The organism is Psychrobacter sp. JCM 18902 (assembly GCF_904846615.1).
Classification (GTDB): domain Bacteria; phylum Pseudomonadota; class Gammaproteobacteria; order Pseudomonadales; family Moraxellaceae; genus Psychrobacter.
On record NZ_CAJHBK010000001.1, the window covers coordinates 3,182,184 to 3,198,009 of the forward strand.

Genomic DNA, 15,826 nt, shown 5'->3' on the forward strand with positions numbered 1-15,826 from the left:
TTTATTCCCTCTTATGTATTCCCTTTTGTCATATATTAGGATGTATCTCTTATGACCGCTATTCAGTTTATATTGATTGCCATTGCCGCATTTATCATGCTTGCAGGGCTATTTATGGTCATTCGTAGCTTTAAGCGCCGCAGCAATGCTGAAGCGGTAGCGGTCAATTATGATAAAAACGGTATTCCTATCATACCGCGTCATGAACGCAATATCGTCGATCAGCCAGACTTAGACGATACAGTCGCTGGCGAAACAAGTATCGCTCCTGATCGCAGTTATCTAAATGCGGTGGTCGAAGACGAGCCTTTGACCCAATCTCATACCCATGTTGATACGCAGCTGACAGCTGGGCATGCGGATGTTAATGGCACCGATACTGGCACAATAGATGATGCTGACTATGTGCGCTGGCAAGCAGAGCAGCAGCGTGCTGACAACAGCGAGTTTGCAGAAGCCGCTGAGCAGATGCATATCGAGCAAGAGCAGGATGCGTTTTCAAGCTTGATGTCCGCAACTGACAGCTTGATGCCCTCTATTGATACCGCAGACGAGCCAAGCTTCGATAATAACAGTCCGATACTCGATCAGCATTTATCAGAGCCAGTGGATGAAGCGCAAAACGGTCCACTCATCAATGCCAAAGACAACATTAATATCACTATCTTGCCGCATCAATATCGCGACCGTCCAGCCGCGATTATCCGTGGTCGTGATTTATTGGCATTAATTGATAAGTATGGTCTGCGCTATGGCGCGATGAATATGTTCCATCGCTATGAGCAAAAAGATGGCACTGGTATGCTATGGTTCAGTATGATGGGCATCACTGATAGTGGCATCGCGCCTTTTGATCCGCATAGCGTGGCGACCAATACTTATAATGGCGTGGTAGTATTCTTATCGCTGCCGCATCCACAAGCGCTGCGTAGCTTCGATAGTATGATGAGCATCGCTTACATGATGGCAAGTGATTTGGATGCCATTATGCTCGATGAAGAGAACGAACCAATCACCCCTGAATACAAGCAGCAATTGCGTAACCAAGTTCGCGATTATGAAGGTTAGTTTTAATGTATTAATACAGGTTGATTAATAAAAGCTGATTCATATTAGCAGTATTCTAAAAGGTAAATAGCGATTGACGTTATTTGCCTTTTTTAATGGGCTTTAGTTTCTGCAAAATGCTAGAGTCGGTTCAAGATAATTTAGATACAAGGAAGGTGAGTGAAAGTACTACACATAGTAGACTGAGCGAGCCTGACACAGTATCTAATTTATATAGGAACGACTATATCCGAGCATCCTACAAACTTGTTATCATATCGGCATCTTGAATTGCAAAGAAAAAGACGCCGACTATGACTGACCCTATCTCACCGCTTACCTCTAAAAACATTAATAAAGACATTAATAAAGACATCAATACTACCAACCCTATAAAAAATAATGATGCTATCGTCACCCAGATGCGCACGTCTATCGATGCGCTTAAGCAGCACAATTATGCCTACTATGTGCTTGATAATCCTATTTTAGAAGACAGCGAATACGATCAGTTGCGCCGCTCTTTATTGGCGCTTGAAGAACAATATCCAGATTTGGTACAGCCAGACAGCCCAATCAATCAAGTTGGCGACATGCCGCTATCGGCTTTTACCCAAGTCACTCATGATATTCCGATGCTCTCGCTTGGCAACGTCTTTGATTATGATGAATTACATGGCTTTATGCGCCGCGTGAATGATCGTCTCAATGATGCACAGAAAAACCCTGAATACGAGATGGAGCTAAAGCTAGATGGCTTGGCGGTATCACTCAAATATGCTTATGGCAAGTTTGTCCAAGCGGTGACACGCGGTGATGGGCAAACGGGCGAAGACATCACCCAAAATGCCAAAACCATTCGCAATTTGCCACTTTGGCTCGCGGCTGCAAGCGATATTCCATTATTAGAAGTGCGCGGTGAAGTTTTGATGCCGAAAGCGGGCTTTGAGCGTTTGAATCGCCTTGCTAAAGAAAAGGGCGACAAAACTTTTGCCAATCCACGCAATGCCGCTGCTGGAAGCTTACGTCAGCTAGATCCCGCCATTGCTGCTAGCCGTCCGCTCGCATTTTACTGTTATTCAGTCAATCAAGGGTTACCTGAACATATCAAAACCCAATCAGCAGCGCTTGCATGGCTAAAGACCATTGGCTTTACCGTCAGTGCAGTCGAGGTGGTACAAAATCCACGCGAGGCTCAAGCTTATTATGAATCGGTAAAGGAAACACGTGGCGAGCTGCCGTTTGAGATTGATGGCATGGTCATCAAGGTCAATAGCTTGGCGTTGCAGCAGCAGCTTGGTTTTTTATCGCGAGAGCCGCGCTGGGCAACCGCTTATAAATTCCCTGCCGAAACGGTCATGACACGCTTGCATGCTATCGAATGGCAAGTCGGACGCACTGGCGCGATTACGCCTGTTGGCAAATTAGAACCTGTGAAAGTCGGCGGCGTCACGGTCAGCAATGTCACCTTGCATAACTTTGGCGAGATTCAGCGCTTGGATGTACGGGCAGGCGATATGGTCAGCGTCCACCGTGCAGGCGATGTGATTCCTAAAGTGACCCGTGTTTGGACAGATCAACGTCCAGAAAATTCTGAACCTGTTACGTTGCCATCGACCTGCCCAGTATGCGACTCGCCTGTGGTGTTGCCCAAAGATGAAGCGTTGGCGCGTTGCACTGGTGGGCTATTTTGTCCCGCGCAGCAGGTTGAGGCACTTATCCACTTTGTCTCGCGTCGGGCGATGGATATCGATGGCTTAGGCGCAAGTTGGCTGATTAGCTTTTTTGAGCATGGCTTGGTGAAGACAGTCGCTGATATCTATCAATTGCACAATCATCAAGACGAGCTGATTACGTTTGATAAGCTGGGCGAAAAATCGGTACAAAACATCCTTAGTGCTATCGAAGCCAGTAAGCATACGACATTGGCTCGCTTTATCTATGCGCTGGGTATTCGCGGTGTCGGTGAGACGACGGCGCAGAATTTGGCGCAGCAATTTGGTGACCTTGATAGCCTGATGGCTGCTGATATCGATAAGCTACTGCAAACGCCTGACGTCGGTGCGATCACCGCTGAACTTGCTTATAAATTCTTCCGCGCACCGCATAATATCGAAGTGATTAATTCGTTGCTTGAAGCTGGCGTGCATTGGGACAAGGTCGAGCAGGTCGCCTCAGAAGGTCTACCACTCGATGGGCAAACGTGGGTCATTACGGGCGCACTTGATAGCATGGCGCGTGATGAGGCCAAAGCGAAACTACAGGCGCTTGGTGCTAAAGTATCAGGCAGCATCTCAGCAAAAACAACGGCTCTACTGGCAGGTGATAAAGCTGGCTCGAAGATGGCGAAGGCAGAGAAATTAGGCGTAAAAGTGGTGGGTGAAGAAGAGTTTTTGGCGATAGTTGGGGAGTAAGTTGTGACAGACAGTGATAGAAAAATTATTGATAAGTTAGAAGAGATTCCAGATGAATATACTCGTGGAATAGTTAAGAAATTAGCAAGAATAATAATAAGCAGTAATGGGAATAAAATAAGTATAGCAAATACGAAATTTCTCATAGCTACTATTTTGTTGAATAAAGACTATAAGGAAGAAGCGCTAGAAGTGTTCAATAGTATCAGACTTGAAGAGAATAAAAGTATTTACGAGAATGCTCAGTTCTTTATAGGGGATATACTTTTAGAAAGTAGTAGCTTAGCAGATATAGCACATGCTAAGAGCAGTTTCGTCTTTGTAAAAAATAAGTTTCCTTACGAAGCAAAAAATAAAATAGATATATGCGATTTAATTTTAGATAAGAGTTCTGAGGAATTAGGCAGAAATATTTTTGAAATATCTAATCTTGTATATAAGATATTATCCATATTAAAGATTGATATCAACAGTATAGGAAAGAAACAGTTGCATGCAGAGCGTAAGCTTGCACATTATACTTCAACTGAAGTGGCCAATATTTTGCTACATAATCCAAATACTAATTTTTTTCGATTAAATACTATTCATAACGTTAATGACCCTAGTGAAGGTAAGTTACTTGAGGGTTATTTAAAGAACGACAGTAAAGAGAGAAATCGTGAAGTAAGGTTTGATGGTGAATGTCAGACATTTATTGGATGTTTTACTTTTAATCATGATAGTTTAAACCAGTTTAGACTTTATGGTAAGCAAGACTATAAGGAAGCTTCTGGTATTAGTTTGATATTCAATAAAAATTTTTTTAAAGAAAATGACCACCCTGATCAAATGTCATTTATCGCAACTGAAAGAATCTTAGATGAAGAAGTATCTGAGGGAAAAATTAGCCAGCAGCCAGTAATACGTTGTGTTTATATAGATCCTAGTTCTCAATTTATACATTTAGCACAACGCAATCAAATTACCTTTTATAGAGAATTTAGCGACCGCGTTGAAGCTGACATAAAATGGATGAAATATAAAAAGTATATCGATAAAAAGGCAAACGAGTTTTTGATATGGTTTGAGTGTTTGAAAAGTGCATATCAGAAAGCTATGGACATTGTAAGTGAGCTAGATCAATCGAAAGCTTCAGAAGTAAATATTTTACTAGATAGGATTTTACTACCAATAAAGTATTTAATTAAGCATATAGCTTTTCAGGAGGAGCAAGAGTGTCGAATGCTTTATATTACTTCACTCAAAGATCCCAAAGTAAAAATGGATTTTGGTAAATTCTTATATGTTGAGTATGATGCAGATGTCAAAACACACCTTGATAAAATCTACATTGCCCCAGCAGCTACTCAGTATCAGCCCTATTTAGCTAAGTTACTTTGCGATACGAATGTAAAAATTGAACTCTCCAACAATCCATATCGTCAGACCTAATATTTTTTAGTCGCGTGTGTCATATACATCAAAACACACGCTATTAACTTCTACTCCGCCACCTCACCATGCCCCTTCACATCACTCTTCTTACCATCAGGTTTAATCTCAATCGGTAATACCAATCCTTTCGCAAAGTCATCAGACAGCACGTAATCATAGCTACTGGCAGCGACATCAGGCGTGGTATGAATGATAAGTTTCATCTCATTGCCATCGGTTAGCTCATGTGAAACATAGCTTTCACTGAGCTGATCCAACGCTTTAGATAGTGCCTCATTACTTGCCATGCTCACCGTTAGATTATGCTGAGCGGTGGCATTATCCACTTTGAAATATTCTGCATAATCACGGACATTTTGGCTATCAAGCGCAAACGGATATTGATAATTGGCAGGGTCAGCGGGCTTCTCACCGCTCGCCATGACAGCCCAGTCGATAGTCTTAGTGGCTGTCGTTGATGAGTCTGCGGTCGCCACCACTGGCTCAGAAGCTTGAGCGGCAGTTTCAGCACTGTTGTCGCAGCCTGCCAGTGCCCACATGCTGGCAGTAGCGATGATCATCATATTCATTAGGCGCTTAGCCATCGACGTATCCTTAGTATTATTAATCATAGACAATGTCCTATCAGTGCTATTTTGACAGGTTTCTTGATGCTTCTCTAGACAAAAGCAGCAAACCGTTAATTCTAATCAACGGTTTACCTAAATCTGTGGTTCTGATATCAGTTTTTATATAGCCGGTACAATATAATTCAGATACAAGGAAGGCGAGCGAAAGTACTACAAATAGTAGACTAAGCGAGCCTGACACCGTATCTGATTTATATAGGATTGACTATACAGATATTCAGCGCCATTATTGCTCAATCAACATGCAAAAAAAACAGCCATCCTATGATGACTGTTTTTTATAAGTAGCTAGTTTTTTAAAACTGGCAGACTGTTTATAGCTAGCTAATTAGATTTGGCAGTTTACTTGATATTCTTTACCGTTTGCCCATTTGATGGCAAAAATACCTTTGTCGCCTTTCATGTGCCATGCATAGACAGCTTCTGGGTTTGACTCATTAACGTAGCTTGCGGTATCACCTTGCACATCACCATTTAAGATGATTGGTTGCTCAGCCCATTTTACTTTAGGCAAGGTTGCATTGAGCATCACTTGTTTTTTATTGATAGATTGTTTAGCCATGATGGTGCTGTCGTCAGTACAGGTATAAGGTGCTGGTGCCATACGATCATAAGCGGCATCGGTGACGCTTTCTGATGCAGGCGTGTTTGATGCATTTGGCGTAGTAGGAGCTGTGGTCGCACAAGCACTTAATAGGGCAAGGGTAGGTAGGGCAACAGCAAATTTAGTTAGGGTGTTCATGGCATTCTCCAAAGATATAAAAATCATAATGTATTTATTTTTAATAATGCGTTAAGCATATAGCGCATATGGTAACGAAAACAGCGCTTGAAGAATGTTAGAAATTGTTTGTTACGTGTTCATTAAGTTACTTAATCACTGACTAATGTAACGCATCATTTGGTGCGTTTTGGTCGGTATTTGAGCTTTGATTATGAATTTATTAAAAATAAACCGATTGAAATGAAAAAGCGTCTATCGATCTTTTGACCGATAGACGCTTTTTTATGAGCTTAAATAAGTGTTCGTCACTCATTTAAGCATCTGTATTTAGCAATAAGATACAGGGCTTTAACTACTTGGTTTTACGCGGTGGCAGACCCGTATGCTGGGTTTGGAAATTGCCTTTGCTCACGCGCTTTTTGGTATTTTTGCTGACTGTGTTTTGACCCGCAGCGCCTTTAGCGGATGCGCCATTGGTTGACGAATTATTATTACGCTTCACCGAATCATTACCCAAGCGGCTGTTCTTTTTACGCGCCGATTGATAGCTGTCTTGTGCCGCATCGCGCCCTTCTAAACTGGCGTTGAACGGCGGGATTAAGCAGCCACGGTTTTTACCAATCAAATCACCACGACCCATATCTTGCAGAGCTTTACGCAATAATACCCAGTTTTTTGGATCATGATAACGTAAGAACGCTTTATGCAATTTGCGCTGTTTACCAGATTTGACGATATCCATGTCACCTTCATCACGGCTGATCTTATGCAGTGGATCTTTGTGCGTATGATACATGGTGGTCGCTGTCGCCATCGGGCTAGGATAAAACGCTTGTACTTGGTCAGCGCGGTAGCCATGGCTTTTTAGCCACAGCGCAAGGTTCATCATATCCTCATCTTTCGTGCCCGGATGCGCGGCGATAAAGTAAGGAATGAGATATTGCTCTTTGCCCGCTTCTTGGCTGTACTGCTCAAACATGGCTTTAAATTTATCATAGCTGCCCATGCCCGGCTTCATCATTTTCGATAAGACGTTTTCTTCTGAATGTTCAGGTGCAATTTTTAGATAACCACCGACATGATGACTGACCAATTCTTTGACGTATTCTGGATCTTTCACCGCTAGGTCATAACGCAAGCCAGAGGCTATAAGAATCTTTTTCACACCTTTGATATCACGGGCTTTGCGATATAGTTTGGTCAAATTACTGTGATCGGTAATTAGGTTTTCGCAGACGTCAGGATAGACACAAGACGGCTTACGGCAATTCTTTTCAATGGTCTCGTCTTTACAGCTCAGACGATACATATTGGCCGTTGGCCCGCCAAGGTCAGAGATAACGCCAGTGTAGTTAGGTGCGGTATCACGAATGGCTTCGACTTCTCGTAGGATAGATTCTTCCGAGCGGTTTTGGATAATGCGTCCTTCGTGCTCAGTGATCGAGCAGAAAGTACAACCACCAAAACAGCCGCGCATGATATTGACAGAAAACTTAATCATGTCATAAGCAGGGATGCGTGCATCGCCATAGCTTGGATGCGGCAAGCGGGCATACGGCAAGTCAAACACGTAATCCATCTCTTCAGTCGAGAGCGGAATCGGTGGTGGATTGAGCCAGACATCGATGGAGGTGTGCGAATTACCAGCGCCACTACTATGACGTTGCACGAGGGCACGGGCATTACCCGGATTGGTCTCAAGATGTAAGATACGGCTGGCATGAGCGTATAAAACAGGGTCAGATTTGACGTGCTCATAATCAGGCAGACGAATGACCGTCTTTTCACGTGGTGGCATTTTTATTTTATGTTTACGCGCCGTCATTGGCTTATCAAAACCACGCATTTGCACCACTTGCGTTTCTTCGTCAACTTGCTCGGCATTTAGAATTTTATTGGTAACTGGTTCAGATACGAAGCCCGGATACTGTGAAGCCATTCCTGAGAGCGCTTGCCCAACCGGTGAATCGCTGGGTTTGTCTTGCTCGATTGAGCATTGATCCACGTCTTCGGTCATCACATAAGGGTTGATAATTGGGTCAACACGGCCAACGGTATCGACATCATTACTAGCGACTTCAGTCATATCGTCTTGCCAATGGCGGCGCGTTGGCGTCAATAGATATGAGGTACCGCGCAATTTGCTCATTTGCTCAAAGCTGTAGCCTTTTGACAGACCATGTACCACATCGACGATGGCGCGCTCAGCATTACCGTACAATAAAACATCGGCACGGGCATCCATCAAAATACTGCGGCGGACTTTATCCGACCAGTAATCATAATGCGCGATACGGCGTAAACTGCCTTCGATACCACCCAAGATGATTGGCACATCAGGATAAGCTTCGCGGCAGCGCTGGCTATAGACGATAGCGGCGCGGTCAGGGCGTTTATTTGCCACGTTGCCCGGCGAGTATGCATCATCGCTACGAATCTTGCGATCGGCGGTATAGCGGTTGATCATGCTGTCCATGTTGCCTGCGGTCACGCCGTAGGCATAGACAGGTTTGCCCAATTCCATAAACGCGTCTTTGCTCTTCCAATCGGGCTGAGCAATGATACCCACACGAAAGCCTTGTGACTCTAGTAGACGACCGATAATCGCCATACCAAAGCTTGGATGATCGACATACGCATCGCCTGAAATGATGATGACATCACAGGCATCCCAGCCCAAATCGTCCATCTCTTTGCGGCTCATTGGCAAATAAGGCGCTGGCTCGTAACAGCTTGCCCAATGTTTGTCGTAGTCGTAAAGTGGTTTGGTGCCTTGTTTAAAGGCGGTGCGGGCGATGGTATCGGCAGACATGAGCGGACCTGTTAATTAGAAAAATGGCACTAAAAAAAGCCGTTATTCATTAAAAATATTAACGGCTCATTTAAAAGTGCTCATTTTAACATGAATTACGCTCATGATGTGATAAACGATTAGCGATAAGTTATTGATAGTTTAAGTAATCTATGAATAAAAAGGCTTGTAGAAACTAAGCGCATCTTTATTCCAAATCATCGTTCATAGTAAGGATTTACTACTCTAATAACTGAAATGGGAAAGTAACTACGTCAAAAGCTAACGCAAAAGGCAATAAAACCAGCTTTTGCGCCGTATTAGCGCCACTACGAGACACTTGTTTTTGCTGGCTTTGTGTATAAAAATTGACCGTATAAGGTTTGCTTAAGGCACGATAATTCGACTGAATCATGCTTAAATTACTGACTTGTGGATAGATAGCACCTTTGACAGGAACGCTAAAGCAAAAGCGCTGAGCATTGATACGCTGGTCGCTGGCTGAGGTACATTCTTTGCCGTTGTTTTGCAAAAAGAACTGATAGTCAGAACGTTTAAATTCATCTTTTAGTTTGGCATAAGACAGCTTCATCTCACCCTGAAAGTAGCCATCATTATTGGGCACATAAAAGTTCATCTCATTATCGACTTGGATATTTTTTGGTGTCAAATTGGTCAGTAAATTCACCATCTCTGTCCCACCTTGGGTCAGCACATAGCTGTTTTTTTCACCGACGATCACCATGGTCGCGTTGGGCATTTTTGGCAATGCTTGTGCAGGGCGACCAAAGGCCACAATTTGATCTTGTGACAACACACTTTTAGTTGTCGTTGTGCTGACTCGATTGTCACTGTCTAATAATGAACTGGTTGCACAGCCAGAGCTGGCTAGCAATGCCGCAAGCGATGCACTGGCCATCACTGTCTTAAAGCTTAATGCTTTTAGTACTGGATTATTACTTTCTTCTTTTCTAATGGTACGGGTGTTTTTAGTCATGGTAAGGCTTCCTTGTCTACTAGGCGATGGACTACTGATGCGGCATCTATTATTTACTGCCAAACTTTCGTTGATATCGTACCTTGTTTGACCGCGACTTATCTACTTTTAATTAAACAGCCAAGCAGTTTTCATAATCAAATTAATCGAGCAAAATCTTTGTACCACTTTTAGTAAAGTTCATCACAAATTGGCTTTTAAAGTTGCGCACATTATTCTCATAGGTGAGCAAACCAGTCGTGAATCGATGGTAGTCGCTCATATTTTTGGCATTGACCATCAACATAAAATCCGCATCACCTGATACCTCATAACAGCTCATCACCTGTGGCTGTGTATTCATCAAGCGCTCAAACCGATGTTGCATCGAGGTATTTGAGCGCGCCATCTCTATCATCACCACCGCGGTCAGTCCGTAGCCCACCTTATTTGGGTCAACGATAGCAACTTGCTTGGTAATGACGCCATTGCTTATTAAAGCTTGGATGCGGCGCTGAGCCGTCGCAATAGACACATGCACTTGTTCTGCCACGGTTTTTAATGGCATGGTCGCATCGTCCTGTAATAAATTTAAAATCGCTTTATCGATATCATCTAAAACTTGGCTCATGGTGTTCTCTCTTTTGAAAAGCATTTCATTAACTGGGTTTTTATAATTATTATCACTATAAGTCAAAATGTAATAAAATATTTATTTTTAAGGGTTCTAAAAGATAAATTTATTCATAAATAGATTTTTATAGCAATAATATCTCACCGACACTCAGTAAAATAGACGCTATTAATCAAGGTTTAACAATCAAAACTTAGCAATTAAAGCCTAGCAACCAAAGCTTAACCATAACAAGTAAAAGCTCACAGCTGGTTTTCTAATGTCTATTTAAACTTATGGTGCTTTTATGTCTACTTCAATGCTCTCTACTGTCTTCGCAAATACGCTCGCAACGACTGTCTCACGCTTGCCATTACCAGCGATTTGGACAGCAGGTAGCGCACAGCAACGCACATTAATATTGGGCGTGGCGTTAGCCGTGTTATCGAATTTATTATTTGGCGTACTGTATGCTTACAGCAGCTTTTTGGCGCCATTATCAGGTACGCAAGTCTTTATCTGGCGGATGCTGGCAATGTGGGCGGCATTGATAGGATATTTGCTGATCAGTGGGCGCTTAGGTTTTCACATCGATAAACTCAAAGCATTAGGCTCTGTTAAACAATGGGCATGGTTGCTATTGCCAACGCCTATATTCTTAAGCCAGTTTTGGTTATTTATGTGGGCGCCAGTCAATGGGCAGGGCGTACAAACCGCGATGGGGTATTTTTTATTTCCACTGATGATGGTTATATTTGGCTGCGTCTTTTTTGGCGAAAAGTTAAGCCGTCTGCAATGGTTGGCGGTTGGCTTTGCCGTATTAGGAGTCGGCAGTGAAATTATCCGTACGCAAAGTGTCTCTTGGGCAACGCTTTGGGTCTGCGGCACGTATCCGCTGTATTATATTTTGCGCCGTTTGCAAGGTATCGGTGCGATTACTGGGTTATTGGTTGATTTGACGATATTTGCACCGTTTGCTGTGGCGTATTTATTTTTTATTGCACCGAGTAGTCTAAGCTTGGTTAGCGGTTCCGGCTTTTTTATTCTCATGCTGGCGGGACTTGGTATCATGAGCGTGTTGGCCATGAAAACCAATGTGGATGCTAGCCAAATGCTGCCAGTGAATGTCTATGGCATGATGAGCTATTTAGAGCCTGCATTATTATTTATCTTAGCCATCACTGTACTGGGCAATCCTTTTGAATCAGCGATGATTTATAGCTATGGTTTGATTTGGCTCGGTATTGTCTTTTTAATTGCCCATGGGGTTAGGCAGTTGCGCCGCGCTCATAAACAATCGCAAACGACAAAGATTGCGCCAGCTATTTGAAAATTAATAAGTAAGCTTGATTGAACAAATAAAAACGGACGATTCAACACTATGCTGAATCGTCCGTTTTTTTAAGATTAACACCAATCTGTTGAAAGATGGCTTTAATCTAAATCCTTCTTAAAGCCACGCTGCTTATCACGTTCCCAATCACGGTCTTTAAGCGTTTTACGTTTGTCGTGTTGTTTTTTACCCAGTGCCAAGCCAATTTGACATTTCACCAACGAGTTTTTCCAATAGCAGGATAACGGTACGCAGGCATAGCCTTTTTGGTTGACTGCACCCATTAACTTTTCGATTTCGCGGCGATTAAGCAGCAGTTTACGGGTACGGATACTATCAGGGCTGACATGCGTCGAGCTGGATAGTAGCGGCTGGATATGCGCGCCAAATAAGAATGCCTCATTATTACGAAAGATAATATAAGCTTCGGTAATGGTCATTTTGCCTGCGCGAATGGCTTTTACTTCCCAACCTTGTAACGACAGACCTGCTTCAAACGTTTCTTCAATAAAATACTCGTGTCGAGCTTTTTTATTGGCACAAATTTGATTCTCTGGTTTTTTTGATTTTTTTGACATAATTTCTCCATAAGGACTGCCTACAAATACAAAGTCCTTATCTGACTAGTCCTACTGATTCCTCATCCTAACTCAATAAATGGTATTGTCCTTTATTTTGTTTATAAAACGGATGAGTCGAACCGCCTATTGTAGCAAAGCCTCTAATAAAAATGTAAGTCGGCTATTAGGACAAATGTAGCCAATATAGTCGAAGTCATTTAAGGTGGGTACACAGCAATCGAGCGCAAACAGAAGACTGAGTACATTAAGTGAGGTTAAGGCGGTAACTATTTACAAATGCATCGACGATAAGTATGAAGTTTGAGCAAAATTTGCTAGCATATAGCCTACTATTACTGACCCTATTAGCCACGCTATGAGCCACTCTACTTCTGCTAACTCCTCAAAGCTGCACACCAGAATTTTATATCCTGGTACCTTTGATCCTATTACCAATGGTCATGTAGACTTGGTCACACGCGCCACCAAATTGTTTGATGAGGTGGTGATTGCGGTAGCATCAGGTCATCATAAAAAGCCATTATTTGACTTTGAGGAGCGCGTCGCCTTAGTGGAGACAGTATTTGCTGACTTACCACAAGTATCGGTGGTGGGTTTTGAAGGTCTACTCGTTGACTTTATGCGTGAAAAAAACGCCACCGCTGTCTTACGAGGTCTGCGTGCGATGTCAGATTTTGAATATGAATTTCAGCTGGCCAATATGAACCGTGAGCTTGATGAAAACTTTGAAGCGGTGTTTTTAACGCCATCGCAGAATTACTCATTCATCTCCTCGACGATGATTCGAGAAATCGCCAAACTCGGTGGTGATGTGACTAAATTTGTCCCGCCATGTGTGTCACAAGCTTTTGCTGAAAAACTCAATCTTAGATAGCAAAATACCTGCTGACAATGAAGATGTGTCGAACATTTAAACGCATCGAAATCGTCAAAGCCAACGATGCAAGTGCTATAAGTAAAATATAAGGATCAGTCTATGGCGTTATTAATTACTGATGAATGCATCAACTGCGATGTGTGCGAGCCTGCCTGCCCAAACGAAGCCATCTCAGAGGGCGATGACATTTATGTGATTGACCCTGATTTATGCACCGAATGCGTCGGTCATTTTGATGAGCCGCAATGCGTAGTCATTTGCCCTGTCGATTGTATTCCTCATGATCCCAATCATGTCGAAACCGAAAGCGATTTGTTGTCAAAATATAAACGCATTACTGGTCAATAAAATATGACAGAATCACTCTCATCTACGAAATCAACGAACGACTTTGACCAGCAACATCTCTGGCATCCGTACGCCAGCTTACCGCCGACTTATCCTAATATTGTGATTGATCACGCTGATGGTATTTATATCGTCACGCAAGATGGTACGCGTCTGATCGATGGGATGTCATCGTGGTGGGCGAGTGTCCATGGCTATAATCACCCCAAACTAAACGCGGCAATTATTGAGCAGTTGGGTAAAATGGCGCATGTCATGTTTGGTGGTTTGACCCATCAGCCCGCCATCGATTTGGGCAAAAAACTGCTGTCAATTGTGCCTGCCGGACTGGATGCGATATTTTATGCCGATAGCGGTAGCATTGCGGTAGAAGTTGCGCTTAAGATGGCATTGCAATATCAAATTGCCGCTAAGCGCCCAGACAAGCAGCAATTTGCCTCGACCCATTCTGGCTATTATGGTGATACATGGCATGCGATGAGTGTCTGCGACCCTATCAATGGCATGCATAGTCTCTATGGTAAGCAATTACCGATGCAGCATTTTGTGCCAGCTCCGCCAATGGGCTTTGAACGTGATATTAGCCAGTCTGAATATGATGAATTAACGGATTTCTTTGATAAAAATAGCGATAAGTTGGCTGGATTTATTATCGAGCCGATTATTCAAGGCGCAGGCGGGATGCGCTTTTATAGTCCTCAGTATTTGCAGCTGCTTCGCAAATTGTGTGATAAATACAAAGTAGTACTAATTGCCGATGAAATCGCGACTGGTTTTGGGCGTAGTGGCAAATTATTCGCTTGTGAGCATGCGAGTATCAGTCCTGATATCATGACGATTGGCAAGGCATTAACTGGCGGTTATATGACTTTTGCGGCGACTTTATGCACTCGAAAAATTGCCGATACCATTAGCCAAAGTGATTATCCGGCACTGATGCACGGTCCGACCTTTATGGGCAATCCGCTGGCTTGTGCCGTCGCTTGTGCCTCAATTGATTTAATACTCTCCTATGATATTGAAGCACGTACTGCAAATATGCAACGGACTATGGAGCAGCAGCTAGCGCCAGCTGTGCTGCTAGAAGGTGTTGCTGAGGTACGTTGTTTGGGTGCGGTCGCAGTCATTGAGTTACATGACGCTGTTGAGATGCCTATCTTTCAGGCTTTATTGATTGAGAATGGTATTTGGGTCAGACCATTTGGGAAACTGGTTTATATCATGCCGCCTTATGTGATTGCAGATGACGAACTTGCTACCCTTTGCCAAGCGTTATTAAAAGTGGTCAGTATTTATTTAACGCAAAAGGGTTAATGATGAGCGTTCTCTTTATCTCTGGTATCGATACCGACATCGGCAAGACTTATGCGACGGGTATGATTGCCAAAGCGCTGATGCAGCAAGGTATTAATGTTATTACCCAAAAGCTGGTGCAAACTGGTGTCGCAATAAATCCAGATAGTGGTGAGATGGGAATTGCTGATGATATTATTATCCATCGTCAGCTGATGAACCTTCCGTTGCAACCTTGCGACCTTAATTTCACCACTTGTCCTTACCGTTATGAGAAGCCTGCGTCACCGCATTTATCCGCCGCACTTGCCAATGCAACTTTAAACCCTGAAATCATCACTAAATCTACGCAGCAATTGCAACAAAGCTACGATGTGGTGCTCTTAGAAGGCGCAGGCGGATTATTAGTGCCAATCACTGAGCAACTATTAACTTTAGATTATATTGCTGAGCAAGGCTATCCGGTTGTTTTGGTCACCTCAGGTCGGCTTGGTAGCATCAATCACACGTTACTGAGTTTAGAGGCAATAAAAGTACGTTGGTTATCTGTACATAGTGTTATTTATAATCATATCCATGATAATGCTGCTCAGACGGATGTTGAGATTGCAAATAGCACAATTGATTTTCTACAAAACTATCTAGCACAGCATTATCCAATGGCGCATTGGTTAGCCTTATCTGTACAAGAGCATGATGGCAGTGGCAATATGGATTTTATACTCCCTAAAAACTTTGTATAAATCAGTGCTAAAAATAAGAC

Annotated in this window: 14 protein-coding genes; 8 read left to right on the forward strand and 6 right to left on the reverse strand. The window is 43.0% G+C overall.

Translation table 11 applies throughout. From position 1 onward, the window contains the following. Window positions 1–51: 51 nt before the first annotated feature. The 3 genes from JMY05_RS13220 (at window position 52) to JMY05_RS13230 (ending at window position 4,895) form a co-directional block, all read left to right on the forward strand. Window positions 52–1,068 carry a cell division protein ZipA C-terminal FtsZ-binding domain-containing protein gene (locus tag JMY05_RS13220; protein WP_045443577.1) on the forward strand — a complete coding sequence of 339 codons (1,017 nt, stop codon included), beginning with the start codon at window positions 52–54 and terminating at the stop codon, window positions 1,066–1,068. Window positions 1,069–1,361: 293 nt separating this feature from the next. Next, a complete protein-coding gene (gene ligA, locus JMY05_RS13225; protein ID WP_045443579.1) occupies window positions 1,362–3,461 on the forward strand; it encodes an NAD-dependent DNA ligase LigA in 2,100 nt (699 codons plus the stop codon). 3 nt (window positions 3,462–3,464) lie between these two features. Beyond that, entirely contained in the window at window positions 3,465–4,895 is a 1,431-nt protein-coding gene (locus JMY05_RS13230; RefSeq protein WP_201615290.1) for a DUF2971 domain-containing protein, read from the forward strand. A 50-nt stretch (window positions 4,896–4,945) separates the two neighbouring features. Here the strand turns inward: JMY05_RS13230 and JMY05_RS13235 are convergent, their stop codons facing one another. From JMY05_RS13235 to JMY05_RS13255, 5 genes are all read right to left on the reverse strand, one after another. Beyond that, window positions 4,946–5,509: a hypothetical protein gene (locus tag JMY05_RS13235; protein ID WP_227678190.1), complete on the reverse strand. Its 564-nt coding sequence runs from the start codon at window positions 5,507–5,509 to the stop codon at window positions 4,946–4,948. A gap of 346 nt (window positions 5,510–5,855) precedes the next feature. Further along, entirely contained in the window at window positions 5,856–6,269 is a 414-nt protein-coding gene (locus tag JMY05_RS13240) for a hypothetical protein (RefSeq protein ID WP_045443583.1), read from the reverse strand. 334 nt (window positions 6,270–6,603) lie between these two features. Beyond that, entirely contained in the window at window positions 6,604–9,063 is a 2,460-nt protein-coding gene (locus tag JMY05_RS13245) for a YgiQ family radical SAM protein (RefSeq protein ID WP_201615291.1), read from the reverse strand. Window positions 9,064–9,283: 220 nt separating this feature from the next. Next, window positions 9,284–10,039, reverse strand: coding sequence for a hypothetical protein (locus tag JMY05_RS13250; protein ID WP_227678192.1), 756 nt, complete (start codon window positions 10,037–10,039; stop codon window positions 9,284–9,286). A 142-nt stretch (window positions 10,040–10,181) separates the two neighbouring features. Beyond that, window positions 10,182–10,649: an Lrp/AsnC family transcriptional regulator gene (locus JMY05_RS13255; protein ID WP_045443585.1), complete on the reverse strand. Its 468-nt coding sequence runs from the start codon at window positions 10,647–10,649 to the stop codon at window positions 10,182–10,184. A 289-nt stretch (window positions 10,650–10,938) separates the two neighbouring features. Between JMY05_RS13255 and rarD the strand changes: the two genes are divergently transcribed. After that, window positions 10,939–11,961 (forward strand): EamA family transporter RarD, encoded by a 1,023-nt coding sequence (gene rarD, locus JMY05_RS13260; RefSeq protein WP_045443587.1) that lies wholly within the window; start codon window positions 10,939–10,941, stop codon window positions 11,959–11,961. A 104-nt stretch (window positions 11,962–12,065) separates the two neighbouring features. Here the strand turns inward: rarD and smpB are convergent, their stop codons facing one another. Further along, complete coding sequence (gene smpB, locus JMY05_RS13265; protein ID WP_011512728.1) at window positions 12,066–12,542, reverse strand: SsrA-binding protein SmpB; 477 nt, start codon at window positions 12,540–12,542, stop codon at window positions 12,066–12,068. Window positions 12,543–12,900: 358 nt separating this feature from the next. Here smpB and coaD point away from each other — a divergent pair, with 358 nt between their 5' ends. The 4 genes from coaD to bioD all read left to right on the forward strand — a co-directional run bounded on the left by coaD (window position 12,901) and on the right by bioD (window position 15,806). Continuing rightward, window positions 12,901–13,419, forward strand: a complete 519-nt coding sequence (gene coaD, locus JMY05_RS13270) for a pantetheine-phosphate adenylyltransferase (RefSeq protein WP_201615292.1) — start codon at window positions 12,901–12,903, stop codon at window positions 13,417–13,419. Window positions 13,420–13,521: 102 nt separating this feature from the next. Continuing rightward, the gene (locus JMY05_RS13275; RefSeq protein ID WP_021814308.1) at window positions 13,522–13,770 is read left to right on the forward strand and encodes a YfhL family 4Fe-4S dicluster ferredoxin; all 249 of its coding nucleotides are present in this window, start codon (window positions 13,522–13,524) and stop codon (window positions 13,768–13,770) included. Window positions 13,771–13,773: 3 nt separating this feature from the next. Further along, a complete protein-coding gene (bioA, locus tag JMY05_RS13280) occupies window positions 13,774–15,084 on the forward strand; it encodes an adenosylmethionine--8-amino-7-oxononanoate transaminase (protein ID WP_201615293.1) in 1,311 nt (436 codons plus the stop codon). Window positions 15,085–15,086: 2 nt separating this feature from the next. Continuing rightward, window positions 15,087–15,806 carry a dethiobiotin synthase gene (bioD, locus tag JMY05_RS13285; RefSeq protein WP_201615294.1) on the forward strand — a complete coding sequence of 240 codons (720 nt, stop codon included), beginning with the start codon at window positions 15,087–15,089 and terminating at the stop codon, window positions 15,804–15,806. Window positions 15,807–15,826: the final 20 nt, after the last annotated feature.

Bases quoted from the DNA above. Each gene is read 5' to 3' on its own strand.
- JMY05_RS13220 (WP_045443577.1), top strand. From the start codon at position 52: ATGACCGCTATTCAGTTTATATTGATTGCCATTGCCGCATTTATCATG.
- ligA (WP_045443579.1), top strand. From the start codon at position 1,362: ATGACTGACCCTATCTCACCGCTTACCTCTAAAAACATTAATAAAGAC.
- JMY05_RS13235 (WP_227678190.1), bottom strand. From the start codon at position 5,509: ATGATTAATAATACTAAGGATACGTCGATGGCTAAGCGCCTAATGAAT.
- JMY05_RS13240 (WP_045443583.1), bottom strand. From the start codon at position 6,269: ATGAACACCCTAACTAAATTTGCTGTTGCCCTACCTACCCTTGCCCTA.
- JMY05_RS13245 (WP_201615291.1), bottom strand. From the start codon at position 9,063: ATGTCTGCCGATACCATCGCCCGCACCGCCTTTAAACAAGGCACCAAA.
- JMY05_RS13250 (WP_227678192.1), bottom strand. From the start codon at position 10,039: ATGACTAAAAACACCCGTACCATTAGAAAAGAAGAAAGTAATAATCCA.
- JMY05_RS13255 (WP_045443585.1), bottom strand. From the start codon at position 10,649: ATGAGCCAAGTTTTAGATGATATCGATAAAGCGATTTTAAATTTATTA.
- rarD (WP_045443587.1), top strand. From the start codon at position 10,939: ATGTCTACTTCAATGCTCTCTACTGTCTTCGCAAATACGCTCGCAACG.
- smpB (WP_011512728.1), bottom strand. From the start codon at position 12,542: ATGTCAAAAAAATCAAAAAAACCAGAGAATCAAATTTGTGCCAATAAA.
- coaD (WP_201615292.1), top strand. From the start codon at position 12,901: ATGAGCCACTCTACTTCTGCTAACTCCTCAAAGCTGCACACCAGAATT.
- JMY05_RS13275 (WP_021814308.1), top strand. From the start codon at position 13,522: ATGGCGTTATTAATTACTGATGAATGCATCAACTGCGATGTGTGCGAG.
- bioA (WP_201615293.1), top strand. From the start codon at position 13,774: ATGACAGAATCACTCTCATCTACGAAATCAACGAACGACTTTGACCAG.
- bioD (WP_201615294.1), top strand. From the start codon at position 15,087: ATGAGCGTTCTCTTTATCTCTGGTATCGATACCGACATCGGCAAGACT.